Here is a 26,050-nt window from a genome sequence, read left to right as displayed (position 1 = left end):
GTAGATAACGAAAGTGTGTCGATCCGGCTCAGTTGAACGTATGGTCCGTCGCCGACCAGGCCGCACCGGTCACTCCGGCCAGATCGCCCAACTCGGACAACACGATCGGTAGGTTCCCGGTCGCCAGCGGCAGCGAGCGGCGGTAGACCGAGCTGCGCACCTCGGCCAGCAGCGGATGGCCCAGCCGGGACACCCCGCCGCCGATCACCACCATGCCCGGGTTGAGGAAGCTGACCAGCGAGGCGATCACGTGCCCGAGCCGCCGGCCGCCCTCGCGCACCAGGTTCGCGGCGGCGAAGTCACCGGCCGCCGCCGCGGTGCCCACGTCGTTCGCGGTCAGCCGGCCGCGCTCCTCGAGGGCCGCGGCCAGCATGCTGGACCGGCCGCTGCGGGCCAGGGTCAGTGCCTCCCTGGCCAGCGCGGCGCCGCCGAAGTACGCCTCGAGACAACCCACCTCGCCGCACGCGCAGGCCGGGCCGTAGTCGTCCAGCTTGATGTGTCCGATGTCGCCGGCCGTTCCGGCCACCCCGCGGTAGACCCGCCCGCCGACCACGATGCCGCAGCCGATCCCAGTCCCGATCTTGACGAAGATCAGGTCGTCCAGCGAACGGGCCACCCCGGCGTGCCGCTCGCCGAGCGCCATCACGTTCACGTCGTTGTCCACCGTGACCGGCCGGCCCCACTTGCCGGCCAGCTCCTCGCGCACCGGGTAGCGGTCCCAGCCGGGCATGATCGGCGGGGCCACCGGCATGCCGTCCCGGAAGCTCACCGGCCCGGGAAGCCCGATTCCGGCGCCCATCAGCCGGCCGGGGGCCTTGTCCAGCACCCGCCCGGCCATGTCCACCACCCGGCCGAGCACCTGGGTCGGGCCGAGCCGCACGTCGCACTCGGCGCGCTCGTTGGCCAGCACCTCGCACCGGCCGTCGGTGACCGCGACCGCCACCGCCGTCGCGCCCACGTCGACCGCGATGAACCGCAGGTCCTCGGCAAGGTGCACCAGCGTCGACCGGCGCCCGCCCCGGCTCGCCGCCGGGCCGCCGACCTGCACCAGCCCGGTGTCGATCAGCCGGGACAGCTCGCCGGCCAGCTTCGCCCGCGGCAGGTCCAGCCGCTCGCCGAGCGCCACCCGCGACAGCGGGCCCTCGTCCCGTAACAGCTCAAGCAACCGCGACTGGTGCCGCGACCGGACCCGTGGCTGCTCACCCGGCACGCTCATGCCGGGAAATCTACTGACGCCGGTACTCCGCGTGCACTCCGCTGGCCAGGATGCCGCCGCAGACCATGCTCAGCGGCCAGGCGATCAGCAGCGCGGCGAAGCCGAGCAGGACCACGGCGAGCACGGTCAGCGCCGAGCAGACCAGCCCGCCGGCGCGGGAGACGTAGCCCAGCCCGGCCGGCCCGAACGCCAGCGTGAGCCACAGGGCGGTGCCGACCGACCGGTCCGCGGTCGGCTGCGGCGGGCACCGCCCCGGGCCGAGCACCTCGTCCAGCGACATGCCGTGATACCAGCCGCCGGAGATCAACGGCGGGTGCGGCGGGACCGCCTCGGGCGTCGAACCGAACGTTTCCGCCATGCGGCCGGACAGCCTCTGGTATTGAGGGCCGGTGTAAGTCATCGTTATCCCAAGCGGTCGGGTAGCCCCCCATACTGACGCCCCCCGGGATCCTGCGAAGTGTCAGATGGAACGCTGGGTTCGGATACCGCCCGCGTGACCCGAAGGACGTCGACCGTGACCCTGCCGGAGGAAGAAGGTAGAGCCTGGTATCGACTGACCGCCGCGGAGCAGGCCGCGCTGCGGGAAGCCGGATACACGCAGGAGTGGCGGCCGGGTGAGGTCATCATCCGGCAGGGCGCGCCGCCCGGCGGAATGTGCGTGATCCTCAGCGGCTGGGTCAAAATCTCGGTGACCAATGAGCGCGGCGACAACGCCCCCATTGCCGCCCGTGGTCCCGGCGAGATCATCGGTGAGTTGGGCGCCATCAGCGGCCGTCCCCGCAACTCCACGATCCACGCCATCGGCACGGTGCACGCCCTCGTCATCCCGCAGGAACGCCTCCGCACTGTACTCGCCCGTCAACCCCGCATCGCCCAAGAACTCCTCTCCGTAGCCGCCATCCGCCTCACCCAGTCCGACCTCCTCCGCCTCGAAGCCGGCGGCCCCGCCTTCCCCCAACGCCTAGCCGCCACCCTCCTCGAACTAGCCCACCAATGCGCCCCCCACACCCTCAACCCCATCCCCGACACCACCCCCATCGACCTCCCCTTCACCCAAGACGAACTAGCCGCCTTCGCCCGCGTCTCCCGCAGCACCCTGGTCCGAGGCCTCGACGAACTCCGGTCCCTAGGCATCCTCGAGACCGCGAGACGCCGGGTCCGCATCGTCAGCCTCGCCCGCCTGCGGGATCTCGCAACCGGCCGAACGTAGTGCCCACAAAAGGGGGCTTGGCCGTAGACCAAACGGGTTGCCCACATCCACCCGATCGGGTGATTCCCACTGGCACACTCGAAGAAGACCTGTGATCGACTAGTCCTTTCCAGATTCCCGATGCGATCATGGCTCGCCGTCGCAAACGCACGGAGCCATTGCACACTGGAGGGACACCTTGGGTCCGGGCGCATTCACTAAGGCGGGCATCGGATCAGAGGTACCCGACCTAAGCTACCTCTCGCTGTCCGCTCTATTGACACTTGAAACTTCTTCTTCGGTTCTGCGACACGGCCTGAACGTTGTAACCGAACAAGTCAGCAGGCCGAGCAAGACCGAAGCCACATGTTCCCAGGCGGTCCGAATCGACTGATCGGCACGAACCATCTCGCTGCTGAAAGGCAGGCGTGTCTATTGGAGCAGGACTTCCATGGCCTCTCCCTGCACGGCTTCGACGAACTGACCCGGGGCGAAGGCGGCCCAGGGACGATCCGGCAGTTGCGTGGCATGGAGCGCTCACGGCGGCTGCTCATGCTCAGGGCCCTTCATGACCACATGTGCAGGGATCCGGAGCTATACCGTCCGCTGCCCTCTCCGGATGAGGCTTGGGAGCTTTTCAGCAGAGTTGAGGAAAGCGACCCACAGGTAGTTGAAGGCCTGCTGGCGAACCCCTACACCGGGTCATGGCTGGCCCATGCCACGAGGTTGGTGCGCAACGGAACATCCGGCGTCTGTCCACTGTGGATCCACTTGGGGTACTTCCATGCGCTCGCGGCGTCGGCGGCGATTCAGGCGGGGATCGGGTTCGCGATTCGGGTTCCGGTGTGGGAGGGCACGATCGTTCTGCCGACCCTGGGCGTGGCGCAGCTGCCGATGAGGTCGCGGTTCTCGGTTGCGGAGGTTCGGGGGGATGCCGGCGGAGTGCGGGTGGGTGCGGCGGACCTGTCCTTGACGCTGCCCGTCGACCTGTCCACGGATGCGCCGGGGTGGTGGGCGATCAGGCGGATCGAGGCGCGGGATGCGGGGCGGCTGGTCAGGATTCGGCTGGATGACGTGGATCCGTACCGGGGGATGCACGAGCCCTTGCTGCCGAAGCGGATCGACGCGGACGCGGTGCGGGACTGGGAGAAGCTGCTCGCCGGGGCCTGGCACCTGATGCTGCGCTGTGTTCCCGCCGTGGCGGACGGGTTTGCGGAAGGGTTCGACGCCGTGGTGCCGATCCCGGCGGTTCCGTACAAGAGTGTCAGCGGTTCGGCCGGGGAGGCCTTCGGCAGCGCCACCATTGCGCTCCCGGCGGACGCCACCTCACTCGCGGCGATGCTGGTGCACGAGTTCCAGCATTTCAAGCTGGGCGCGCTGATGCATCTGACCGCGCTGACCGAAGCGGACTGCCGGGAGCGGTTCTACACCCAGTGGCGGGATGATCCGCGACCGATCGGCGGTGTGCTGCACGGGGTCTATGCGTTCTTCGGGGTCACCGCGTTCTGGCGCGGTCTGGCCACAGTGGACACCCAGGCGACCGACGAGCGGGCCTGGTTCGAGTTCGGCTACTGGCGTGCCGGGGTCGCGCGGACGCTCGACGCGCTGCGAGCCGACGGCGGCCTGACCGAGATCGGCCGGCGGTTCGTCGACGGGATCGCCGGGCGGTTGGAGCCGTGGCTGCGTGAGCCGATCCCGGACCGGACCGCCGGGTTGGTCGACGCCGCGACCGTCGACCACCACGCCGGATGGCGGATGCGGCATGTGCGGCCGGACAAGGAAACGGTGCGATCACTGACTATCGCCTGGCTGTCCGGGAAGAAGCCCGCACCGGTGGCGCTGGATGATCAGGCGCCGACGCCGGTACCGGACGGAACCTGGTCGGGGGCGCGCACCGAGTTGGTCCGGCTCGCCCTCACGATCCCCGCGCCGAGCATCGCTTCGGTGTGGCAGGAAATCCCTGGCGCCACGCGGGCCGACTTCGACTATGCGACCGGTCGGGCGCAGGACGCCGTTCGGTCGTACCGGGCCGAGCTGGCAACGGACCAAGACAGCCCGAATGCCTGGGTGGGGTTGGGGTTGGCGTTGCGGGCCGCGCAGGTGACCAGCCCGGCGGCCCGGGCGCTGCTTGGCCGGCCCGAGCTGGTCCGGGCGGTGCACCGGGAGGTCCGGCGGGAGCGCACGGTGGACCCGGTCGAGCTGGCCGAGTGGATCAGCCCGCTGGTCCGCTGATCACAGCGGCAGCGGGTCGATGTCGCAGTTGGCGCGCAGGCCGCGCACGGCATCCTGGGTCGCCGGATGCCGCTCCCCGAGGACGCGCCGGAATCCCCCGACCACGTCCGCGTGCCTGGCGTCGGCCTCCTGGGTCCGACCGAGCATCCGGAGATCCATCGCCACGTTGAGCCGCCCGGCGAGCGTGATCGGGTGCTCGGCACCGAGCACCCGGTCAGCCCGTTCGGTGGCGTCCTGGCCGAGCGTGAGCGCGGTGTCGGTCTCACCGAGCGTCGCCGCGTCGCTGGCCAGGTCGATGGCGCACACCAGCGCGTGCGGATGGTCCGGTCCGAGCGCCGCGCGCAGCCGGTCCAGCGACCGCTCGTTGAGCTGCCGGGCCGCCTCGACGTCTCCGCGCAGGCGAAGCGTGACCGCCAGGTTCACCGCCGCGGAGAGGGTGTACGGATGGGTCTCGCCCAACATGGCGCGGTACAGCTCGAAGGTCTCCTGACCGAGCTGCCACGCGCCCTCCAGATCGTCGGCGTGCCGAAGGTCGTTCGCGTGGTCGATGGCGCAGGCCATGGCGACCGGATGCTGTCGGCCGTACCGGCGCCGGTAGGTTTCCAGCGCCTTGCGGGACAGGCCAAGTGCTCCCTCGTGGTCACCGACCTTTCGCCTGGCTACCGCCAGGTACCCGTACCGGCGCAGCGTGTCCGCCTTGTCCTCGCCGAGCAGGTCGCGCACCCGGGTGGCGAGCCACTCGTGCTCGTCCCTGGCAAGCTGGTAGTCCCCCAGCTCACGACGGTCCATGGCCAGACCGCTGCGCGTGTTCAGGGTGTCCAAATGGTCCTGGCCGAATACCTCCGCCCGCCGCTGGTAGGTGTACTCGTCCAACTCCAGGGCCCGCTGGTACTCCCCGCACAGCCGCAGGCTCACCCCGAGGTCGTGCGCGGTCTGCAGGGTCACCGGGTCGTCGTCGCCGAACTGGGCCCGGACCCGGGTGTGGATCTCCTCGTTCAGGGTGCGAGCGGCGGCGAAGTCGCCCCGGGCCTTCATGTCGACGGCGACCCGAAGTTCGGCGATGATCGTGTCCTCGCTGTTGTCGCCGGAACGGGCGCGGCAGAGTTCGAGGGTGCGCTGGTTGACCCGCGCGGCTTCGGGATAACGCCCGAGGGCCCACAGGAACATGCCGAGTTGGCTGGCCGCTTCGAGAACCTGTGAGTCGGCTTCGCCGAGCCGCTGGGTCCACCGGTCCCTGGCGGCGGTGGCCACCGCAGCGGCCTCCTCGTGGTCACCCCAGAAATACAGGTACTTCATCAGGTTGATGACCAGTTGACGCACCCACGGGTCGTCGCAGTCGGTCAGCTCGGAGGAAAAGACGTGCGGGAGCACGGTCTGGTAGCGCGGCCACTGGTCGGGAGAAAGGGGGTCGTTGGGGTCGTAGCTGGCGAGCAGGACGTGGGCGCCGTGTTGCATGACTTCGCGTTGTTGGGGGGACATTCGGTTGCGTAGGACGAGTTGGACGAGGCGGTGGAGTTGGAGGGTGTTGTTGCGGTGGTCGATCTTGGCAAGGCCGTAGCGGTTGATGTCGCGGATGGCGCGGCCGAGTTGCATGGGGTCGCGCAGGGCGACGTCGAGCTCGGGGGAGATGGAAACACCGCGGGCACCGGCGAACAGGGCGCGGGAGATGGGTTCGGGGGCGAAGAAAGCGCATACCTGGAGGAGTTGGTGGGCGGCGGGGCTGCGGTGTTTCAGCGCGTCGAAGGAGACGTTCCAGGCGGCGGCGACGGAGACTTCGTAGCCGCTCGGTGCGGAGGTGTCGAGGATCTCGGCGACCTTCTCGTCGAACAGCCGCAGGTACTCGCGGACCGGCATGCCGGTCTCGGCCCGCCAGGCGGCCGCCTGTTCGATGGCCAGGGGCAGGTCGCCGAGCGCCTCGGCGAGTTGATCCGCCTCGCCCTCGTCGATTTCCGGGCCCCGGCGCTTGAGTAGCTCGATGCTTTCCGCACGGTTGAACACCGTGATCTCGAGCGGACGGGCGATGCTGGCCCAGTCCGGATTTCGTGAGGTGATCAGAATGTCGCCGGGTCCGTTGCTGGGGAAGTAATGCCGGATCGTCTCCGGGCTTTCCGCCGCGTCGAACACCAGCAACCACCGGTCGTACGGATCGCCGAGGCGCAGGGCTTCGAGAACCTCGGGCACGGCGGCGTTGGCCTCGGAGGCGCCGGGCAGCCGCAGCCGCCGGGCCAACTCGGTGAGCCCGGCCCGGACCTGCCCCACCTGGGCGGCCTGAATCCACCACACGACGTCGTACTTGGCCAGGTGCCGGTAGATGTACTCCACCGCCATATGGGTCTTGCCGATCCCACCCATTCCGTGCAGCGCGGCGGGGAGGATGGCCGTCGTGCCGGTTTCCAGCCGCCGGTCGAGCTCCTCGAGCAGTTCGGTCCGGCCGGTGAAATTGGGGTTGCGCGGCGGTACGTTGCCCCACACCGGCGGGTTTCCGTCGGTCCGTCGCTCCTTCGGCGGCAGACCGACCGCGGGCGCGGGATCGTACGGCACAACGGGTGTCGGGTCGGTGGGGCCGGTCCGGTCGACCACCGGGGTTTCCGGATCAGCTATGGAAGTCGCACTCCGCTGGCTGGGCAGCTCGGCGTGCTCGGCTACGTCTGGCATGTTTTCGCTCACCGTATTCTTCGAAGCACGTGTTGCAGTTTCTGAGCTTAAGGTAACCGGGGCCGGTTGGTGAGAACTCGTCGATTGGCTCAGTCGATCGGCCCGGGAAAGATACGGTCCGCTCAGTGCCCGCATGACGGTGCGCTCAATCGCTACTAAGTAGGCATTGTCCGCGGTGAGATCGGGATCCGGCGTGGCGTCCGGCTTGTCCAGGGCGGCCCGGACCCGGCCGAGCACACCGAATCGTTCCGCCACAAGGCGGATCACCTTCGCCGTCTCGGACCGCCGGGCTCCGCTCAACAGCACCTGGCGGACCGAGTCGTTGATGTCAAAGGTAACCGCTTCCCAAGATCGCTCATCGGTACCGGGATCCGGCGGGTGCAGCAGCCCACTGTTGAACACCTCGGCGAGATGCGCCGGCCCGGAGTCCGGAATCAGCTCGGCCTGCACGAAACGCGCGATCGGCATGCTGACCGGAACGGCCGCAAGCAGCGTGGCGAGCCGATAGGCCGGCGGCGAGGCCACGCTGAGAAAGCGGAGCACCTCGGCCTGCGCGTCGCGGTCCCCGGCCGGCGCCGTGCCGGCGGGGGTTTCCGGCCGGGGCGGCCACCCGGCCGGGTTGGCCAGCAACACCATCGCGTTGGCGGAACTGCTGTGCTGCCCGGCGACCAGCCGGGCCCACCAGCCGAGCCAGCGCGGCTCCAACTCGAGAATCGGCACCGGGACGGTGCCGGCCGGGATGAGCGAACCGGGGTCGGCAAGTGACCACGCGTCCGGCAGTTCCAGTCCCCACCGCCCGTTCGGCCGCAGCGAGCCCGGAACGGTCAGCCGGGCGCGGTGCAGCGCCAGGCCTCGGCGGCCCCATTGCCACTGTGGCAACGGGTTCAGCACGGCCACCGGCATGGTGGTCCCCCACCGGCACAGCATCGGCGACACCTGCTCGGTCCGCCAGCACTCGCTCACGCAGTCGCTCACCACGAGCACGATCCGCCGGCCGGACGGATCCAGCAGTTCGGCGGGACCGCGCACCGGCGTTCCCGGGGTGCCGCCGCGCAATGCCGGGATCGTCGGTGACCCGCCCGCCGACCGGTGCGTGTCCAGCAACCGGAGCTGGATGGTGCGAAACGCGCCGAGCTGTTGCACCAGCGACAGGAACGCGGTGACCGTCGACCGCCAGATCGCCATGGACGGCCCGGTGTCCACCACCACCGTGAGGTCGAGCCAGCGGGTGGTGTCCGGCTTGGTGACCGGCAGCCACAGGCCGTCCTGGGCCGCGCGCTCGGCCGTGGCCACCTCGTCCAGGATCACCTCGTCCTGGTCCGCGGACGGCACCTTGCGGCGCAGCGGCCGCAGCGCGCGCACGATCTCCGCCGACCGCCGCAGCAGCTCGGTGGCGGCCGGCGCACCGTCGCCGATGGCCGGCAACAGGCGCACGACGTCCTCCTCCCGGCGCGGGGCCGGGGCGGCGGTCGTCACATGGCCGTCCAGCCAGTCCCGCGCAGGTGGTTCGGCCGCAGGACCGGAATCGGCGGGTGGCGGGCCGGCGAACGGCTTCGCGGCCGGCGTGGTCTCCGGTTCGGCCTCCGGCTCGCATCGCTGGGTCGCCGCGGCCAGCCAGACCGCGTCGGCGAGTTCCTTGTACACGAGGTCCTCGACCCGGAGGCGGTCTATCCCGGGTAGGTCGTTGCCGGCAGCGTCCACGTTCACGGCACCATCGAGCTGAGCGGGCGCCACAACGCGTCGATCAGGCGGCGCCAGGAGGCGTCGTTCTGGCGGTAGGCACCCGACGTCGCCAGGAACATCGTGTCCAGCAGTTTGTCCGCCGGCAGCCCGCCGCTTGCCTTGCCGCGCTCCACGAACTCGCGGACCAGCGGCCGCAGCTGGCCGTCCCGGTCCAGCAGGTGATTGGCGGCCATCTTCACCAGCTGGCTCTCGGTCGGTGGTTTGATGTCCAGCCGCACGCACCGGCGCAGAAACGCTGGCGGGAAGTCACGCTCACCATTGCTGGTGATCACGATGATCGGGAAGGCATTGCACAGCACCCGGCCGCCGACAATCGTGGCGGACGCACCCGGATCGTCGGTGAAAACGGTGATCTCAGGGGTGCGCTCGCGGACCCGGTGCAGCTCAGGAATGGTGAACTCGCCGTCCTCGAAAATAATCAGAAGATCATTGGGCAGGTCGGCTTCGCTCTTGTCCAGCTCGTCGATCAACAGCACCCGCGGCCGCCTGCGCGGCAGAAACGCGGTGCCGAGCGGACCGAGCCGCAGAAACTCCCCGAGCGGCGGCTCCCACCGGACCGGCGCGTCGCCGGCCGGCCCGTACCGTGCGGCGGCGTGCAGCGCGCCGGCCGCCTGCGCCCGCGCGATCGCGTCGTACTCGTACTGACCGGACCGCAGGGTGGTGTGGCTGGTGATCGGCCAGCGCAGCACCCGGCCGAGGTTCAGCTCCCGGGCGATCTGGAAGGCCAGACCGGACTTTCCCGTGCCCGGCTGACCGGTCACCAGCAGCGGACGGCGCAGGTACAGCGCCGTGTTGACCATGTCGACCTCGTGCGGGTTCACGTCCTGCTCGGTCAGGTGGTACTCCGAACCGAGCCGGCGGGCTGCCTGACCGTCGTCCTCGGGTGGCTCGTCGGGCTCCGGCAACGGGCCGCCGTTGAAGTCTCGCCACGGCGGCGGAGGTGGTAGGTCCACGTCCAGCCGGACGCCGTCCTGCGGCCGGCTGGTGCCGCGATAGATCCACCAGTCCGGCGGAACAAAAGACGATGCGCCGTCCGGCTGTTCGTCGGGGGAATGCTCGTTCGCGCTCATCTGCGGTATTCCTCACAACCGCGGGCGTCCTGGCGACTGATCGAGAACGACCACCCGAGAAGGATCATCCCACAATATCACCAAATCACGTACCAACTCCGCGTCGAATGGCGGCGTCGGTTCCAGCAAGGGAGCAAGTCGGCAGGCCTGTGCACGCTGCGGAAGATCATTCATGCCATCGCCCTTGACCAGCCAGTTGACAATATCCCGCAATGCTTCCGACGAGGCCTCGGAATGCCATATTAGTGCCGGCATCCCGGCGCGCAAGGCCGCGGTCAGTTCGTCCGGCGATCCGGCCGCCGGGTCGTGCTGGACCGGCGGGGCCCGATTCAACACCATCAGTGTCCAATGTGTACTGCTCAGGATCGCGTCGACCCGGTGCCGGTCGGCCAGGTTCTCCGGTTGGCTGAAGTGCACCCGGTCCGGGGACGGGTCGTGCACCATGGCCTGCCAACGCTCGTGCCAGACCCGGTGCCAGTGCGGAGAAGTCATGCGTTCCAGGGAACGCACCACGATGGGATAGTCCAGAAACAGTGGCCGCGGGTCACCCGAGTCGTGTTCCTTGCACCACCGGTGCACCGGCAGGTGCAGCAACGCGCGCGGCAGCAGAAACTCCAGCAGCACCGATCCGCCGTGGCCGGACCAGGCCCGCTCGGCGTCCAGGACCAGCTCGTCCACCCGCGGTTCGAGCTCATCAAGGGCGACCTCCCGGATTTCCCCGCGGGTCGGTGGCCACACCGCCGGATCGTCCTGCCGCCAGCTGGACAGCAGGTAGCGTCCGGGATCGATGCCGTCGTGCAGCACCACGATCATCAGGTGCAGCCGGGTGTCGGTGAACGCCCGCGCATGGTGCTCCCGCCGGACCCGCATCGCCGGGCCGAGCCGCAGCCGGCGGGACTGGTTCTCGATCCACTCCGCGAGCTGGTCCCGAGCGGGGCCGGTGAGTTGCGCGGTGATCAGCTCCAGAAACGCCAGTGCCGGCGGAATCCCGTCGGCACCGGCGTTGAAGTCGGCCAGATGCAGGAACGCTTCCCAGGCGTCGGCCCCGTGCGGCGCGGGTTGCACCCCCGGACCGCCCGCGCGCTGCACCAGGGTCGGCAGTTGGGTCACGGCCACATCGGAGAGCCAGGTCCGCAGCCGGTCCAGGTCGCGCGCCGGCAACAGGTCGAGCACCGCCTCCGGTACGTCCGAGACGGTGGCCGGCCGGTCCGGCAGGCGCAGCCAGGCCAGCGTCGAGGTTTCCTTGACCAGCACCAGGATCCGCCGGTACGTGTCCGGTGCGGTCCCCGGGTCCTGGACGATCACGTCGCGGTAGAACTGATCGGACGCGATCACGGCCAGCACACTGTTTGACATATTAAGGGCATTTTTGGCGTCCGAAGCGTCCAGAATGCGAAATGCGAGGTTGATGGCCGGGCCGACCGAGCCGTGGGCGTTCTGGTGCACCTCGCCGGCGTGCAGAACGAGCCGGAGCGCAACGGTGGCCGCGGCGGAATGGACCGCGTTGTACCGGCGCAGTCCGGCCACCAACCGGTCCGGAAGGCGGTCAACCAGAAGACTTTTGGGAATATCCGGGGGCAGCAGGATCAATGCGCCGTCGCCCCGGTCCTCGACCCGACACTTACCGAGGTTCACCCCCGCTTCGGTGAACGCCTGGTTCAGTACCTCGTAAAGGCCCTCGTGCACCGCGGTCTGGTGCACCAACGTCCGCATCGGGTTGGTGAAGCCGGCCACATCAACGGCGACGATCGTCCGGTGGAGTGGCAGCGGCTGCACATGACATCACTCCCAACGAGCGCCGTCCGCGGGCGGAGACCGGGTGCTGGCAGCATTCATTTCAACATGACGCCAGTCACCTGGACAGCACTAGTTCAGGACAAACTCAATTGCCAGATGCCGAAAATGGCTATTGAACCGATGTGGCCCGGTCCAACTCGGGGTCGGAGGCGGGTTTTCTGCCGATCAGGTGCAGCATCGGGCCGGCCATGCCGGTGGTCACCAGGGCCATGACGACCATGAGGGAGTAGAGGGTGGTGTCCAGTACGCCGAGCTGCAGGCCGACGGTGAGGATCACCAGTTCGGTCAGGCCGCGGGTGTTCATCAGGGTGCCGAGCACGGCGGCGTCCCGGGCACCGACGCCCTGCAGGCGGGCACCGGCGAAGGCACCTGCGAACTTGCTGAGCACCGCGACCAGCAGGATCAGGCTCAGGTCCAGGATCCCGATGGCGTCGATGCCGGACAGGTCGACCTTGAGCCCGGCCACGACGAAGTAGACCGGCAGCAGCAGGGTCATGCTGACCTGCTCGACCGGGCCCAGGATGTCCTCGCGGAGCAGGGTTCCGCGCGGCATCACCACGCCGAACAGGAACGCGCCGAAGATGAAGTGCAGGCCGAAGTACTCGGTGAGGGCGCCGGAGAGGAGCAGGCCGACCAGCACCACGGCGAACCGGGTGCGCGCCGGCGTGCGCTCGCCGCCGACCAACCGGCGCAGCACCGGCCGCACGAACGCGAACATCACCAGCAGGTACGGCACGGTGAGTACCAGCTGCCACTGCATCGCCCCGCTGACCATCGCCACCACCACGGCCAGCAGCGACCAGGCCAGCACGTCCGCGATCGCCGCGCTGGCCAGCGCCAGCCCGCCGATCACCCCGCGGTGCAACCCCCGGTCGGTCAGAATCCTTGCCAGCACCGGGAACGCGGTGACCGACATGGCCGCGCCCATGAACAGGATGAAGCCGAGCCGGTCCCCGGTCGGATGGTGCCGAAACAGGTAGAGGGCGAGCAGCATGCCCAAGCCGAGCGGCAGCAGCATCGAACCGGCCGACACGCTCAGCGCGACCCGCAGCTTGCCGCGCACCAGGCCCTGATCCAGTTCGAGGCCGACCACGAACATGAACAGCGCGACGCCGAGGTTGGCCAGCGCCGCGAGGAACGGGCGCACGTCGGTGGGGAACAGCGTCTCGGACAGCGTCGCGCCGATCAGCGTCGGCCCGAGCAGGATCCCGCCGGCCACCTCGCCGATCACCGCGGGCTGGCCGAACCGGGTGGCCAGCGACCCGAACAACCTGGTGACCACCACGATCAGGGCGAGGTCGAACAGCAGGACCGTGGCTTGGTGCGTGGTCACCGGCTACTTGCCGTGCAGCAGGCGCAGGTACTCGTACGTCGTCGGCAGCGTGTCCAGCAGTTCGCGCTGCCTGCGCTTGATGTCGGCGAACACCGGATCCGCCTGGCTGATCACCTCCGGCCGGGCGGCCAGCGTGGGCAGCGGGTGGTCGGGCAGGAAGTCCAGCCCCGCGTAGATGCAGTAGTAATTGGAGTTGTTCCAGAAATTGCGGAACTCGGCGTCGAAGTTGCCGTAGTAGTTGGTCTCGTCGACGATCGGCATGTTCACCGCCAGCCCGGCCCGGTACATCGCGATCTTCTCGCTGATGTTCGGGGACAGGTCCAACTCCTTGCAGGCCCGCCAGAACGCGGTGTCGTTGCGCGGGGCGAAGCTGAAGTGCGCCTGCACGAAGTCGCGCGAGTCGTCGAACATGGTCTCGATCTCGGCGTTGAACCGGCGGGACATGATCGGGTCGAAGTTCTTGTCCGGGAAGTGCTTGGCCAGTTGGTAGAGCGCGGCGTAGATGAAGTAGATGCCGGTGGACTCCAGCGGCTCGAGGAAGCACGAGGCCAGGCCGATGCTCACGCAGTTCTTCACCCAGGCGCGGCGGTTGCGGCCGACCCGGAACTTGATCTGGTTCAGCGGCTGGGTCTCCGGGTCCAGCCCCCACATCCGGCAGAACTCCAGGGTGGCGTCGTCCCGGGACTGGAACCGGCTGGAGAACACGTAGCCGGTGCCGAACCGGCCGAGCATCGGGATCTTCCAGGTCCACCCCGAGGTCATCGCGATCGAGGAGGTGTACGGCTCGACGCCGAGCGCGGCGTCGTCGTTGGGCACCTGGGTGGCCACCGCGCTGTCGTTGAGCAGGTGGTCGCTCATGTCCAGGAACGGCTCCTTCATGACCTGGTTGATCAGCAGGCCGCGGAAGCCGGAGCAGTCGATGAACAGGTCACCGTCGATGGTGCGACCGCCCTCGGTGCGCAGTGACGTGATGTGCCCGCGCTGGTCGATCACCGCCTCGGTCATCTTGTCCTCGATGTGGATGGCGCCCTGTTTGCCCACCGCGAACCGGCGCAGGAAGTCGGCGACCAGCGCGGCGTCGAAATGCCACGCGTAGTTCGTCCACTTGGTGCCGTCCAGGAAGCGCGGCGAGAGCTTGGCGTCCAGTGCCGGAGCGCCGGGGTAGCAGGCGTAGTCGAACGGCTCGTCGGTCGCCCCGGCCAATCGCTTGTGGACCCAATAATGTGACAGGGGTACGTTGTTGACATTCGGCAGCAGTCCGAACTGGTGGTAGTAGTGGTCGGAGCCGCCCCGGTGCGGGCGCGGCGCGGCCGCACCGGCACCGTCGGTGCGCCAGTTGACGAACTTGATGCCGATCTTGAAGCTGGCGTTGACCTCGCGCATCCAGTCTTCCTCGGATAAGCCCAGGAAGTCGAAGAACGTCTTGTGCAGGTTCGGAACGGTGGCCTCTCCGACGCCGATCCGGGGGATCGCCGGTGCCTCGAGCACCGTGATCGTTACGCCTGGCCCAAGGGCCTTACCCAGGTAGGAGGCCGCCATCCAGCCGGCCGTGCCGCCGCCGACGATTACGACACGCGCGATCTTGTTGTCCATCGGACCCCGTTCAGCCTTCGCCTGCATCGATCTTGGAACGAGCCGGAAGTTTTCCAGGATGATGTCCGGTCAGGACACCGCCAAACGGGTTTTGCTCGTTACTACATACGGTGTCCGCACGGAACGCGACAACTCCACTCTCGTGCCGTAATGTTTCGGCGATGTCTCCCGAGTCCGCGAGCGACGCCGCATTGATCGCCGCCGTACGGCGTGGCGACACCACCGCCTACGGCGTCCTGTACCAGCGGCACCTGCCGGCGGCCAACCGCATGGCCGGGTGCCTGACCCGCACCCGCGCCGAGCGGGAGGACCTGGTTGCCGAGGCGTACACCCGGGTGCTGCAGGCATTGCGCTCCGGCCGGGGCCCGACCGAGGAGTTCCGTCCTTATCTCTTGGTGACGATGCGGCACCTGGCGATCAACTCCGGCCGGCGCAACCTCGCCACGGCGCTGTTCGCGGATCTGCCGGAGGCGATCCTGTCGGAGATGCCGGCCGAGCCGGCCGGCGACGAGTCGCACGCCAAGGCCGCGCACGCGTTCGCCGGCCTGCCGGAGCGCTGGCGGATGGTGCTCTGGCACACCGAGATCGAGGGCGAGTCGCCGACCGAGATCGCGCCGCTGCTCGGCATGACCCCGAACGGGGTGGCCGCGCTGGCCTACCGGGCCCGGGAGGGACTGCGCCAGGCCTACCTGCGCCAGCACGTGCCGGCCGGCAGCCATCTGCGGGAATGCCGGGTGGCAAGGGACAAGCTGGCCGGCTGGGTGCGCCGCAGCATCTCCGCCCCGCAGCAGCGGAAGATCGACGCGCACCTGAACCGGTGCGGCCGGTGCCGGGACCTGGCCGACGGGTTGGCCAGGGTCAACGGGGACCTGCCGGCCATCCTGGCCGCGATCGTGCTCGGCGCGCCGCTGGTCTCCGGGTATCTCAAGCCGGTGGTCTGGACCGGTGTGGCGGCGGCGTCCTGGCTGACCGGGGTGAAAGCGCTACTGTCCACCGGCGCGGCACAGGCCGGCGCGGCCGCGGCCGTCGCCGCGGTGACGGCGGTGACCGTGACGGCCAGCGGTCCCGGCGAGGCGGTCCCGGCGCTGCCCGGCGGTGACCGGGCGATCTCCGGCCCGCAGGCGCCAGGGCCGGGCGCCGGCCGGCGGCCGGGCGCGGTTCCGGTCCCCGACCGGAACGGGGACGAATCCGGCGCGGTGAATGCGCCGCAACCGGCGGACCCGCAGGACGAGTCGGAAACGCCGGCGGAGAATTCCGCGGAAAACAGCCAGGGGTCGCCCAACCCGACTCCGGGAAAGCCGCCGAAGAATCCTGGAAAACCAGCCGGGAACGGTAATCCGAACGACCAGGGAGAACAGAACCAGCAAGGGCGGTCCCGAGGAGAGAACGGCCAGTAGAATGGCCCGAATTCGGGGGTGGACTCCGGACCGGTCGGTCCGCGAGGTCGGCGAGCCGCCGGACTACCGTTTCTCGCTGGCCAATGAGCGCACTTTCTTGGCTGGCATCCGCACCTCGCTCGCGCTGCTGGCCGCCGGCATCGGCGTCATACAGTTCCTGTCCCCGACCATTCCCCGGGCGCCCCGGCTGATTCTCGGGCTGCTGCTGATCGGCCTCGCGCTGCTGCTGGCCGCGACCGGCCACCGGCGCTGGCTCCGGGTGGAGCGGGCCATGCGGCTGGGCGAGCCGCTGCCTCCGTCCTGGACCGCGTGGATCCTCGGCACCGGACTCACATTGGCCACCGTGCTGGCCGCGGTGCTGATGCTGATCGTCTGACAACCGCTGCGGCATTCCACTAGGGCTCTTGCCGTTTCGCCGGACCCGGTGCTACACCTCAACCGCCAAGGCCGGCCTTTTCCCTACCTAAAACGCCTAAAACGCCCACCACAAACGGGAAGGGAACGCTCATGCGTCTTGTCGGCCTATTTGCGCGCTTTGGCGTCGCCACCATTTCAGCCGCCACCGCGGTCCTGCTCGCGGCACCTCCGGCCATTGCCAACGTCCCCGTCACCCCGGTCAGCAGCGATCCCTACACAGATGCCCAGGCACAACACCAGACTCAGGTCCAACCGGACACCTTCCAGTTCGGCAGCACCATCGTGTCGGCCTTCCAGAGCGGCCGGGTGTTCGGTGGCGGCGCGTCGAACATCGGCTGGGCCACGTCCACCGACGGCGGGTCCACCTGGACCCGCGGCTTCCTGCCCGGTCTCACCGCCAACAGCAGCCCGCGCGGTTCGTACGGCCAGGTGTCCGGTCCGGCGGTGGCCTTCGACGCCCGGCACAACGTGTGGATGATCACCTCGATCGGCATCACGTCGAGCACCGGCGACATCCTGGCCAGCCGCTCCACCAACGGCGGACTGACCTGGTCCAACCCGGTCCGGGTCGCCTTCGGCGAGTTCCTGGACAAGCCGTGGATCACCTGCGACAACAACGCGGCCAGCGAGTTCTACGGCAACTGCTACGCCACCTACGACATCGTCGCCGGCAACGTCGTGCGGATGAAGACCTCCACCGACGGCGGGCTCACCTGGGGTCCGGGCCGGTCCCCGGCCGACGCGGGGGTCGGCATCGGCGGGCAGCCGGTGGTGCTGAACAGCGGCGCCGTCGTCGTTCCCTACTACGACCTGGTCCTCGACCAGATCCGCTCGTTCCGCTCGGTGGACGGCGGGGCCTCCTGGCGGGCCACGGTCGGCGTGGACACCGTCCAGCACGACAACCCCTCGGGCGGGCTGCGCGAGTTCCCGTTCCCGTCCGCCGACCGGGACGGCCCGGGCACGATCTACCTGGCCTGGGCGGACTGCGGGTTCCGGGCCGGCTGTGCCACCAACGACATCGTGCTGGCCAAGTCGACCAGCGAGACGACTTGGGGCCCGACGGTCCGGGTGCCGATCGACCCGGTGACCAGCGGGGTCGACCACTTCGCCCCGGGCATCGCGGTGGACCAGACCAGTGGCGGTGCCGCCGCCCGGATCGGCGTCACCTATTACTACTACGCCAACGGTTCGTGCACGGCCGCGACCTGCCAGCTCAACGTCGGGTTCATCTCGTCGACCGACGGCGGCTCGACCTGGAGCGCGCCGACCCAGATCGCCGGACCGATGTCGCTGTCCTGGCTGCCCAACACCTCGCAGGGCCGGATGTTCGGCGACTACATCTCCACGTCGATAGTGCCGGGCGGGAACGCGTTCCCGGTGCTCCCGGTGGCCGGCGCGCCGTCCGGCGGCTCGTTCCGGCTGCCGATGACCGTGCCGACCGGCGGGCTGGAGCTCACCGGCGGGACGGTCGCGGCCACCGCGCGGACCTCGTCGGCGCCGGCGACCGCGACGAAGGCGGCGGGTGCGGCGCCGAGCCTGCGGTTCCACTGAGCGGTTGCTCCGGTGGCCCGGTCGCCGTGGCGGCCGGGTCACCGCCGGTCAGTGCAGCAGCACCGGCAGCGAGTCGACGCCGTAGACGATCGAGGTGGGGCGGAACGACAGCGCGTCGTCGTCGATGGCGAGCCGGATCTTCGGGAACCGCCGGACCAGCGCCGGATAGGCGGCGCGCAGCTCCATGCGGCCAAGCTCGGCGCCAACGCACCGGTGGATGCCGTAGCCGAACGCCAGGTGCGAGGTGGGCGCGCGGCGTGGGTCGAACTCCTCCATGCCGGGGCCGAGCTTGCCGTCCCGGTTGGCGGCGCTCAGCGAGACCACCACGATGTCGCCCTTGGCGATCCGCACCCCGGCGATGTCCATGTCCGCCGTGGCGAACCGGGGGAAAGCCACCTGCACCACGGTCAGGTAGCGCAGCAGGTCCTCGACGAACCGGTTGACCGAGTCCTGGTCGCGCACGACCAGCTCGGCCGAATCGGGGTTGCGCAGCAGCACCAGCGCGCCGAGGGCCAGCATGCTGGCGGTGGTCTCCAGCCCGCCGGTGAGCAGGCCGTCGGCCAGGCCGGCGAGCTCCCGGTCGTCGATCTCGTGGCCGTGTTCCTTGATCAGCATGCCGAGCAGCCCGTCGCCGGGCGACTCGCGCTGCTTCTTCACCACGTCCAGCAGGTAGGTCAGCGACTCGGTGATCGCCCCGAGCGAGGCGTTGGCGCCGCCGAACAGGTCGAACCTGGCGGTGGAGAGTCGCTGGAAGTCCTCCCGGTCCTCGTAGGCCACCCCGAGCAGCTCACAGATGGTCAGCGACGGGATCGGCAGCGCGAACATCCGCCACAGGTCGACCGGCCCGTCCACCTCGGCCATGGCGTCGAGCTGGTCGGTCACGATCGCGTCGATCCGCGGGGTGAGCCGGCCGAGCCGGCGCATGGTGAACTCGGGCGTGAGCAGCTTGCGCAGCCGGGTGTGCACCGGCGGATCGGCGAACCCCAGCCCGCCGGGATTCTGCTCGGCCGACGCACCGAAATTCCCCATCAAATTGGTGAAATCGTTGCTGAATCCCTCGTTTTTGCCGAGCACGGCCTTGGCTTCGTCGTAACCGGAAACCAGCCACACCGTCACACCGAGTGGTAGTCGGATCCGACTGATCGGCTCCTCTTCCCGCCGCTCCCCCAGCTCACGCACCGGATCCAGGCCGTCCCGCCGCAGCGGCATCAGCGCGGCATCCGGCAACAGCGAAAGCTTTGACAGGTCAAAGCCGTCTTTTTGGGTGCGCGCGAGGTATCGCCGCCCGATCCAGGCGATTATTCGTGAACGAAGAGGCCCCACGCGGCAGATACTAGACACCACTTTCCGCGGCCCGCGCGAGGCTCCCGCCCGGTCACCGTGTGTGGCCGGGCGGGAGCGGATCCGCTACTGACCCCGGCTGGTGGGGTCGACCTGGGCGAACGTGAGCAGGTCGACCATCCGGAAGTCGCCGGTCGGCGCACCACCCCGGCGGGGCAACGTGGGCACCCAGTTCGGGTTGGTGGCCAGGAACGACGTCGGGTCGAGTTGGAGCAGCCCGATGAACACCTCACCGACGATCCGGGCGCCGACGCCGGCCAGCCGCAGCCCGCCGGCCATGACCTCGGCCTCCTTGAGGATGTAGTACCAGAGCGGCGTGCTGCTCGGCAGGCCGTGCGCGAACTGCTGCAGCTCGGGGAAGTTCTGCGCCCACAGCGGCGGGATGCCGAGGGCCTGGGCGATCGCCTGACCGCTCGGGATCGACCAGGTGATGTGCCGCAGCAGGTTGCGCGCCGGCAGCGCGGTCGGCGGCGTCCCGTCCGGAAGCGTCTGCAGTGGCAGGTTCAGCAGCGCCGAGGAGATCTTGGTGTCGATCCGCTTGTTCGGCCGCACGTGCTGGGTCTGGTCGCCGCCGAAGTCGAAGAACGTCTGCCAGCCGATGAACCGCCGGGGGGCCCGCGCCCCGCCGCGCAGGTCGACCGGGTCGGCCTGGCCCTCGCCGGCCGGGTCGAAGATCATTCCGAAGAAGGCCGGAGCGCCGATCGCCGGGTTTCCGTTGGGGTCGCCGCGCAGGTTGGCCCGGTAGGACGGCCGGACCTGGCTGTGCCCGAACCGGTAGCAGGCGCCCTGGAACTCCACCGGGATGAACTGCTGCCCGGCGGGCGGCCGGTAGACCCGCCGGCCGTTGCGCAGGATGTCGTCCACCAGTGCCTGCCCGAGGATCGCCGGCAGGAACTCCTTCAGGATGATCCACTGATAGTGCCAGCGGACCTGCTGCTGCGCGGCGGCGAACACATTGGTCTGGCCCTGCGAGCGCAGCCGGTCCACCACCCGGTTGTGGAACAGCAGGAACGCCGCGTGCAGCCCGGAGATCATCAGGTTCTCGTCGTTGCGCGGGTCGGCGATGATCGCGGTGCGGTTGGCCTGCCGGGGCAGGTCCTCGAACAGCCCGCCGCTCTCGACCCGGAACTTGTCCCGGTCCCCGGTCTGGTAGAGCTGCGGGTCGCCGCTGGGCCCGCGCCCGTACACCGAATCGAGGTCCAGCGCCGGGGTGCGGGTGTTGGGCGAGGTCTCCGGCGCGGTCACCACGCCGAGCGGCGAGGTCTGGTCGAAGGTCATGTCATGGTCGAGGAACTGACCGAGGAAGGTCACTCCCGCCGTGTTGTTGGGGTTGTCCAGGTTGTTCGGGCTCAGTGCCGGCTCGGTGATCAGCCGCACCGGTCCCACCTCCACCGGGTCCCTGGCGTCGACGACGCCGCCCGGCCGGCCCATCGCCATGAGCGCGTTGCGCAAACCGGTGGCGTTGAAATCGGCGAACGGCGCCAGGTTGAAGATCCGGCCGAACCGGTCCGGACTGGTGGCGAGTCCGCCTGCGGCGTCGGTGACGACGCTGGCGATGGCTTCCATCGGACGCAGCGCGAGCACACCTGCGCCGGCGCCGATACCGGCGAGGAGACCGCGCCGGCTCACCGTGGTTCTGCTGTTGCTGGGCTTCGACATCGTGCCGACCCTCCTGTCGACATGACCGCCCCTCCACCGGAAATTGGAACCAGTAAAGGGAAGCGGATTGCCAGCCCATTCCACCAATGTTAATTGGTGTTTCCCAGACCCTGTTCCCACTAGGGGAATGACCACAAAGGACTGAAGGCAGAGCGAAGAGACCCAACCACGGAATCTGTCGAATTCGACAGATTCCGCGGTGGGTCTGCTGTGGACCTCTGGTCGGTCAGACCACGGTGCAGGCTGTGTTGTTGATGGTGAAGGCGGTCGGCTCAGGGTTGCTGGAGCCGGTGAACGAGCCGTTGAATCCGATCTGGACCGAACTGCTCGGCGGGATGGTGGTGTTCCAGGAAAGTGGCGTGGCGGTGACGTTCGCGCTGCCCTGCGGCTGGTTCCAGGTGGCGCTCCAGCCCTGGCTCACCCGCTGGCCGGCCGGGAAGCTGAACGCGAGGGTCCAGCCGTTGATCGCCGCCGTGCCGGTGTTGGTGATCGTCACCCCGCCGGTGAACCCGCCGCCACCGCCCCAGTTCGTTGCGGTGTAGGCCACCTGGCAGGTGCCGGTGACCGGTCCGGCCAACGTGGTGAACGTGGCCGTCGCCGAGGTCGGCGACAGGTTGCCGGCACCGTCCCTGGCCCGCACCACCACCACGTACTGGGTGGACGGGGTCAGGCCGGTCAGCGTGGTGGAGTTGGTGGTGGACTGGCTCAGCAGGGTGTCCGTGGTGCCCTGCCGGCGGTAGATGTTGTATCCGGCCAGACCGCTGCCGCCGGTGTCGGTGGACGCCGCCCAGGTCAGGTTGGCGCTGTTGGAGGTCACGTTGGACGCGGCAGGCGTGCCCGGCGTGGTCGGTGGGGTCGGGTCGGGCGGCACCGGCTCATTGCCACCCAGCGCGTCGTGCACCGCGGTGTAGGCCGGCTTCGGGCTGTAGTTCTGGTCGTACAGCAGGGCACAGCACTCGCTGGGGAAGGTCTCCGGCACCCACGAGTACCGGTCGGTGAAGCCCCAGATGGTGATCTGGTTGCACCGGGTGACCGCGAGGCAGGCGTTGACCATGTTGCGGTAGTAGGTGGCCTGCGTGTTGTCCTTGGTGGCGTCCCGCGGGTTCTGCATCCGGACGTCCAGCTCGGTGATCTTCACGTTCAGCCCGAGGTTGGCGAACCGCTGGAAGTTCTGCTGTACCTGGTTGGGGAAGCTGAACTGGATCGCCAGGTGGCCCTGGAACCCGACACAGTTGATCGGGACACCCTGCTGGACCAACGACTGCACCAGGTTGAACAGGCCGTTGCTCTTGGCGCCCATCCCGTCGGTGTTGAAGTCGTTGATGCACAGCTCGGCATCCGGGTCGGCCGCCCGCGCGAACCGGAACGCGTCGGCGATGTAGCTCTGGCCCAACGTGTTGAACCAGAACGACTGCCGGAACGAGCCGTCCTCGTTGAACGCCTCGTTGACCACGTCCCAGGACCGGACGCTGTTCGCGTACCGGCCGACCACCGTGTTGATGTGGTTCTGCATGGCCGCACGCATCTGCGTCGCGCCCAGTCCCTGGATCCAGCCCGGCGTCTGGCTGTGCCATACCAGCGTGTGCCCGTGGATCTGCTGGTTGTTGGCCTGTGCCGCGGCCACCACCTGGTCCGCCTGACCGAAGGTGAACTGGTTCTGGTTCGGCTCGGTGGCGTCGAACTTCATGGCGTTCTCGGCGGTGACGATGTTGAACTCGCGAGCGCCCACGGTGCGGTAGCTGGCATCGCTGCCCTGCGCGGTGAGGTTGAGCGCGTAGCCGATGAACCGGCTGCCGGCGTGGCTGCGCAACGGGTCGGCCGTTGCGGTCGTGCTGAGCGCGACAAGCCCGAGCGCACTGAGCGTCGCGCAAATTGCCGCAGCAAGCAATTTCCTTCTCATCAAAGGCCACCTGTATTCAGTTCAGAGGGAGCCCGTCCCGTCGCCCAGGGCGGGCCACCGCGTCGTGTGCGGCGACCCGCCCAGGTGTCCAGCGCTCCCTAGCCGGTTGTGCACTGGTTGTTGTTCAAGGTGAAACTCGTCGGCGGTGGGTTGCTGCCGGCCCACGTGCCGTTGAATCCGACTTCTACCGAGTTGCCTGCTCCAATCGTCGAGTTGTAGGACACGTTGGTTCCGGTCACGTTGGCGCCGGCCGCCGCCTGGGTCCAGGTCGCGCTCCAGCCGGGTGGCGTGATCCGTTGCGTGCCGGGGTAGGTGAACGCGAGCGTCCAGCCGTTGATCGCCGCGCTACCGGTGTTGGTGATCGTGATGTTGGCCGTGAACCCGGTGTCCCACTGGTTGGCCCGGTAGGTCACCCGGCACGGACCGGCCGGCGGGTTCGTCGTGGTCGTGGTGGTGGTAGTGGTCGTCGTCGTGGTCGTCGTGGTGCTTGAACTCGTCGTGGTCGTGGTCGTCGAGGTGGGTAGGGTGCCCGACGGGTCGGCGTAGAGGATGCCGCGGCCGTTGGTGCCCAGGTAGACCCGGCCGTAGATCCTCGGGTCACCGGTGATGGCCTCGCCCATGTTGCCGTACTGGTGCGCGTCGTCGTTGATCCGCACCCAGGCGGCGGCGGCGTTGTCCGACCGGTACACGCCCTCCACACCGTCCACGGTGGCCACCGCATACAGCGCCGGGTACGTCTGGTTCGGCGCCGCCCGGCCGAAGCCGATGTTGCGTGCGGCGGTCACATTGGTCACCTTCGTGAAGCTAGTCCCGGAGTTGGTCGAGTGGAACAGGCCGGTGTCGCCGGCCAGCCAGATGTCGCCCTCCCGGCCGGGCACCACCTGGAACTTCGCCGTGGTCGGCAGTCCGGTCTGCACGGTGGCGGTGAAGCTCGCGCCGCCGTTGGTGCTCACGTAGAACCGGCCACCGTTGAACCCGTAGAACTTGTTGGCGTTGACCCGGTCCGACTCGACGATCGACTCGGTTGGCAGGCCCTGGATCTGGGTCCAGGAGTTGCCGAAGCCGACCGAGAAGACCGGGGTCTGTCCGCGGGGCGCCCAGACGAACCGGCTGCCGTCGGCGGCCGCGGCGACCTTGCCACCCTCGTTGATGCCACCGGGCTCGGTGCCCTGGAACCAGTTGGCGCCGCCGTCGGTGGAGAACGCCACGTGACTGTCGTTGGGCCGGTCGGCGTCGTTGAAGTTGCCGGCCCGCACCATCACGCTCGGGTTGCGTTCGGCGAAGTCCAGGCTGGTGGTCGAGGTGAAGTTGGGTTGGGTGAAGATCATCGGCGGCACCGCGTCCAGGTTGGTGTGCCGGAAGCCGCCGATGTCGCCGAGCCCGGAGACCAGCGGTGCGCCGGTCGGCGGGCTGATCAGGTCGAGCACGGCGGTCTCCTCGAGCCCGGCGACCATCGGCCTGATCTGGAACTGGGTGTTGGTGTCCCAGTTGGTGAGGTTGGTGGTGCCGTAGATGGTGGCGCCGGTGCCGTACATCAATCGGTTGGAGTTCAACGGGTCGATCTCCACCGACGCGTTCATCCAGCCCAGCTTCGGCGTGACCTCGGGCGGTTGCGGGTTGGTGCCGAAGGTCAGCCACGGTGCGGCGGCGACGTTCATCGTGTACCGGAAGCTGCGGTTCGGGAAGGAGGTCCAGTCCCAGATCCGGGTCCAGGTCGCCCCACCGTCGGTGCTGCGGAAGAAGATGGCGTCCGGCCACCAGGAGATCTGGGTGGCCACCATGATCGTGTTCGGGTTCTGCCGGTCGATGGTCAGGCCGCTGTAGCCGAAGTAGTCGTCGGCGCTGCTGGACGGGATCGGGCTGATCTGGGTCCAGCTCCCGGATGCGATGGCGTACTTCCACACGTCGCCCTTGGCGCCGCTGTACGGGCCGGCGGTGTCGCTGGTGGTGATGTACAGCACCTTGTTGACCGGATCCACGACACCCTTGTGCGCGAGGAAACCGGTTGGCTGGCCGGCGATCCGCTCCCAGCTGGTGCCGCCGTTGGTCGACCGGTACACCGTGTTCTGCTTGTCCGCCACCCCGACGTAGATGCCCTGGGTGGTGTTGCCCGTTGTCCCGGTGGACTTGTCGAACGCCACCCAGACCACGCCGGGCTGGTGGCTGTTGTAGCCGTTGGGATCCGCCGGGTCGTCGGCATAGTTGCCGGCGTTGGTGAAGCTGGTCACCCGGGCCCAGGTGGCGCCGAAGTCGGTGCTGCGCCACAGGCCGTTGCCGTTGGGCGCGCCGAAGTAGACCACGCTGTTCCGGTTCGGGTCGACGGCGAGCCGCTCACCCATGGCCCGGCCGGGCATGTTGCCGCCCAGCTTGAACGGCAGCGTGGTGATCTGCCAGCTGTCGCCCTTGTTGGTGGACCGCAGGATCGCGCCGTTGTTGGGGTCCCAGCTGTTGGTGTACATGCCGACCGCGGCGTAGACCCGGTTGGTCTGCACCGGGTCGGTGGCCATGCTGTGCACCCCGTTGTAGCCCCAGTTGTTCCAGCCGACGAAGTCCAGTAGCGGCGTCCAGCGCTGGGTGCTCTCGGTCCACCGGTAGGCGCCGCCGATGTCGGTGCGCGCGTAGATCAGGTTGCGCTCGGTCTGGTTGAAGATGATCCCCGGGACGAACCCGCCACCGGCGATCTGCACATTGCGCCAGTTGTGCGGCTGCGCTACCGCGGTGATGTCGGCGGCCGCCGACCCGGCCTGGACGGCCCCCTGGGCCACCACCACGGCCGAGCCGGCGACCACCATCCCGGTCAGCAAATGTGCAAGCTTTTTCCGCATAGGTCGGCCCTCCATTGTGGGTGCTGCAGCCCAATTCGTTGTCGACCCCTCCAGCAGACCTACACTAGGTAGGAATCTGTGGACAATGCCGCACTACCTGTAGACGATTCGGTTTGCGCAAACCTCCTATGC

General features: G+C 68.8%; 16 protein-coding genes. 5 read left to right on the top strand and 11 right to left on the bottom strand.

Annotated features, from left to right (window positions below):
- Positions 1-28: 28 nt before the first annotated feature.
- Together VFV67_RS07750 and VFV67_RS07745 are read right to left on the bottom strand one after the other, a co-directional pair.
- Positions 29-1,216, bottom strand: coding sequence for an ROK family transcriptional regulator (locus VFV67_RS07750; protein WP_326468365.1), 1,188 nt, complete (start codon positions 1,214-1,216; stop codon positions 29-31).
- A 10-nt stretch (positions 1,217-1,226) separates the two neighbouring features.
- Entirely contained in the window at positions 1,227-1,574 is a 348-nt protein-coding gene (locus VFV67_RS07745; RefSeq protein ID WP_326468363.1) for a hypothetical protein, read from the bottom strand.
- Between the two features lie 156 nt (positions 1,575-1,730).
- Between VFV67_RS07745 and VFV67_RS07740 the strand changes: the two genes are divergently transcribed.
- Both VFV67_RS07740 and VFV67_RS07735 read left to right on the top strand, forming a co-directional pair.
- Complete coding sequence (locus tag VFV67_RS07740; protein ID WP_326468362.1) at positions 1,731-2,426, top strand: Crp/Fnr family transcriptional regulator; 696 nt, start codon at positions 1,731-1,733, stop codon at positions 2,424-2,426.
- Between the two features lie 750 nt (positions 2,427-3,176).
- Positions 3,177-4,637, top strand: coding sequence for an HEXXH motif domain-containing protein (locus tag VFV67_RS07735; protein WP_326468361.1), 1,461 nt, complete (start codon positions 3,177-3,179; stop codon positions 4,635-4,637).
- Here VFV67_RS07735 and fxsT read toward each other — a convergent pair whose 3' ends face one another.
- The 5 genes from fxsT to VFV67_RS07710 form a co-directional block, all read right to left on the bottom strand.
- The gene (gene fxsT / locus VFV67_RS07730) at positions 4,638-8,999 is read right to left on the bottom strand and encodes an FxSxx-COOH system tetratricopeptide repeat protein (protein ID WP_326468360.1); all 4,362 of its coding nucleotides are present in this window, start codon (positions 8,997-8,999) and stop codon (positions 4,638-4,640) included.
- A complete protein-coding gene (locus tag VFV67_RS07725; protein ID WP_326468358.1) occupies positions 8,996-10,105 on the bottom strand; it encodes a MoxR family ATPase in 1,110 nt (369 codons plus the stop codon). Before VFV67_RS07725 ends, fxsT begins: the two co-directional genes overlap by 4 nt.
- Positions 10,106-10,117: 12 nt before the next feature.
- On the bottom strand, positions 10,118-11,881 hold the full coding sequence (locus tag VFV67_RS07720) for a hypothetical protein (RefSeq protein ID WP_326468355.1): 1,764 nt from the start codon (positions 11,879-11,881) through the stop codon (positions 10,118-10,120).
- Positions 11,882-12,011: 130 nt separating this feature from the next.
- A complete protein-coding gene (locus VFV67_RS07715; RefSeq protein ID WP_326468354.1) occupies positions 12,012-13,235 on the bottom strand; it encodes a cation:proton antiporter in 1,224 nt (407 codons plus the stop codon).
- A 3-nt stretch (positions 13,236-13,238) separates the two neighbouring features.
- The gene (locus VFV67_RS07710; protein ID WP_326468352.1) at positions 13,239-14,828 is read right to left on the bottom strand and encodes a tryptophan halogenase family protein; all 1,590 of its coding nucleotides are present in this window, start codon (positions 14,826-14,828) and stop codon (positions 13,239-13,241) included.
- A 161-nt stretch (positions 14,829-14,989) separates the two neighbouring features.
- Here VFV67_RS07710 and VFV67_RS07705 point away from each other — a divergent pair, with 161 nt between their 5' ends.
- The 3 genes from VFV67_RS07705 (at position 14,990) to VFV67_RS07695 (ending at position 18,193) form a co-directional block, all read left to right on the top strand.
- Positions 14,990-16,225: a sigma-70 family RNA polymerase sigma factor gene (locus tag VFV67_RS07705; RefSeq protein WP_326468351.1), complete on the top strand. Its 1,236-nt coding sequence runs from the start codon at positions 14,990-14,992 to the stop codon at positions 16,223-16,225.
- Between the two features lie 97 nt (positions 16,226-16,322).
- Positions 16,323-16,601, top strand: a complete 279-nt coding sequence (locus VFV67_RS07700) for a YidH family protein (RefSeq protein WP_414636198.1) — start codon at positions 16,323-16,325, stop codon at positions 16,599-16,601.
- Between the two features lie 131 nt (positions 16,602-16,732).
- On the top strand, positions 16,733-18,193 hold the full coding sequence (locus tag VFV67_RS07695; RefSeq protein WP_326468349.1) for a sialidase family protein: 1,461 nt from the start codon (positions 16,733-16,735) through the stop codon (positions 18,191-18,193).
- A gap of 48 nt (positions 18,194-18,241) precedes the next feature.
- Here VFV67_RS07695 and VFV67_RS07690 read toward each other — a convergent pair whose 3' ends face one another.
- The 4 genes from VFV67_RS07690 to VFV67_RS07675 form a co-directional block, all read right to left on the bottom strand.
- Entirely contained in the window at positions 18,242-19,495 is a 1,254-nt protein-coding gene (locus VFV67_RS07690; RefSeq protein WP_326468492.1) for a cytochrome P450, read from the bottom strand.
- A 105-nt stretch (positions 19,496-19,600) separates the two neighbouring features.
- Positions 19,601-21,193: a heme peroxidase family protein gene (locus VFV67_RS07685; protein ID WP_326468347.1), complete on the bottom strand. Its 1,593-nt coding sequence runs from the start codon at positions 21,191-21,193 to the stop codon at positions 19,601-19,603.
- Between the two features lie 226 nt (positions 21,194-21,419).
- Positions 21,420-23,093 carry an endo-1,4-beta-xylanase gene (locus VFV67_RS07680; protein ID WP_326468345.1) on the bottom strand — a complete coding sequence of 558 codons (1,674 nt, stop codon included), beginning with the start codon at positions 23,091-23,093 and terminating at the stop codon, positions 21,420-21,422.
- A gap of 98 nt (positions 23,094-23,191) precedes the next feature.
- The gene (locus VFV67_RS07675) at positions 23,192-25,918 is read right to left on the bottom strand and encodes a cellulose binding domain-containing protein (protein WP_326468343.1); all 2,727 of its coding nucleotides are present in this window, start codon (positions 25,916-25,918) and stop codon (positions 23,192-23,194) included.
- Positions 25,919-26,050: the final 132 nt, after the last annotated feature.

The organism is Actinophytocola sp. (assembly GCF_035762905.1).
GTDB lineage: Bacteria > Actinomycetota > Actinomycetes > Mycobacteriales > Pseudonocardiaceae > DASYTH01.
The sequence above is the reverse complement of the archived record's forward strand: the minus strand, read 5'-3'. Positions and strand labels throughout refer to the sequence as shown.

Coding starts and splice junctions, on each gene's coding strand:
- VFV67_RS07750 (WP_326468365.1), bottom strand. CDS start 1,216: ATGAGCGTGCCGGGTGAGCAGCCACGGGTCCGGTCGCGGCACCAGTCG.
- VFV67_RS07675 (WP_326468343.1), bottom strand. CDS start 25,918: ATGCGGAAAAAGCTTGCACATTTGCTGACCGGGATGGTGGTCGCCGGC.
- VFV67_RS07680 (WP_326468345.1), bottom strand. CDS start 23,093: ATGAGAAGGAAATTGCTTGCTGCGGCAATTTGCGCGACGCTCAGTGCG.
- VFV67_RS07695 (WP_326468349.1), top strand. CDS start 16,733: ATGCGTCTTGTCGGCCTATTTGCGCGCTTTGGCGTCGCCACCATTTCA.
- VFV67_RS07745 (WP_326468363.1), bottom strand. CDS start 1,574: ATGGCGGAAACGTTCGGTTCGACGCCCGAGGCGGTCCCGCCGCACCCG.
- VFV67_RS07725 (WP_326468358.1), bottom strand. CDS start 10,105: ATGAGCGCGAACGAGCATTCCCCCGACGAACAGCCGGACGGCGCATCG.
- VFV67_RS07685 (WP_326468347.1), bottom strand. CDS start 21,193: ATGTCGAAGCCCAGCAACAGCAGAACCACGGTGAGCCGGCGCGGTCTC.
- VFV67_RS07705 (WP_326468351.1), top strand. CDS start 14,990: ATGTCTCCCGAGTCCGCGAGCGACGCCGCATTGATCGCCGCCGTACGG.
- VFV67_RS07710 (WP_326468352.1), bottom strand. CDS start 14,828: ATGGACAACAAGATCGCGCGTGTCGTAATCGTCGGCGGCGGCACGGCC.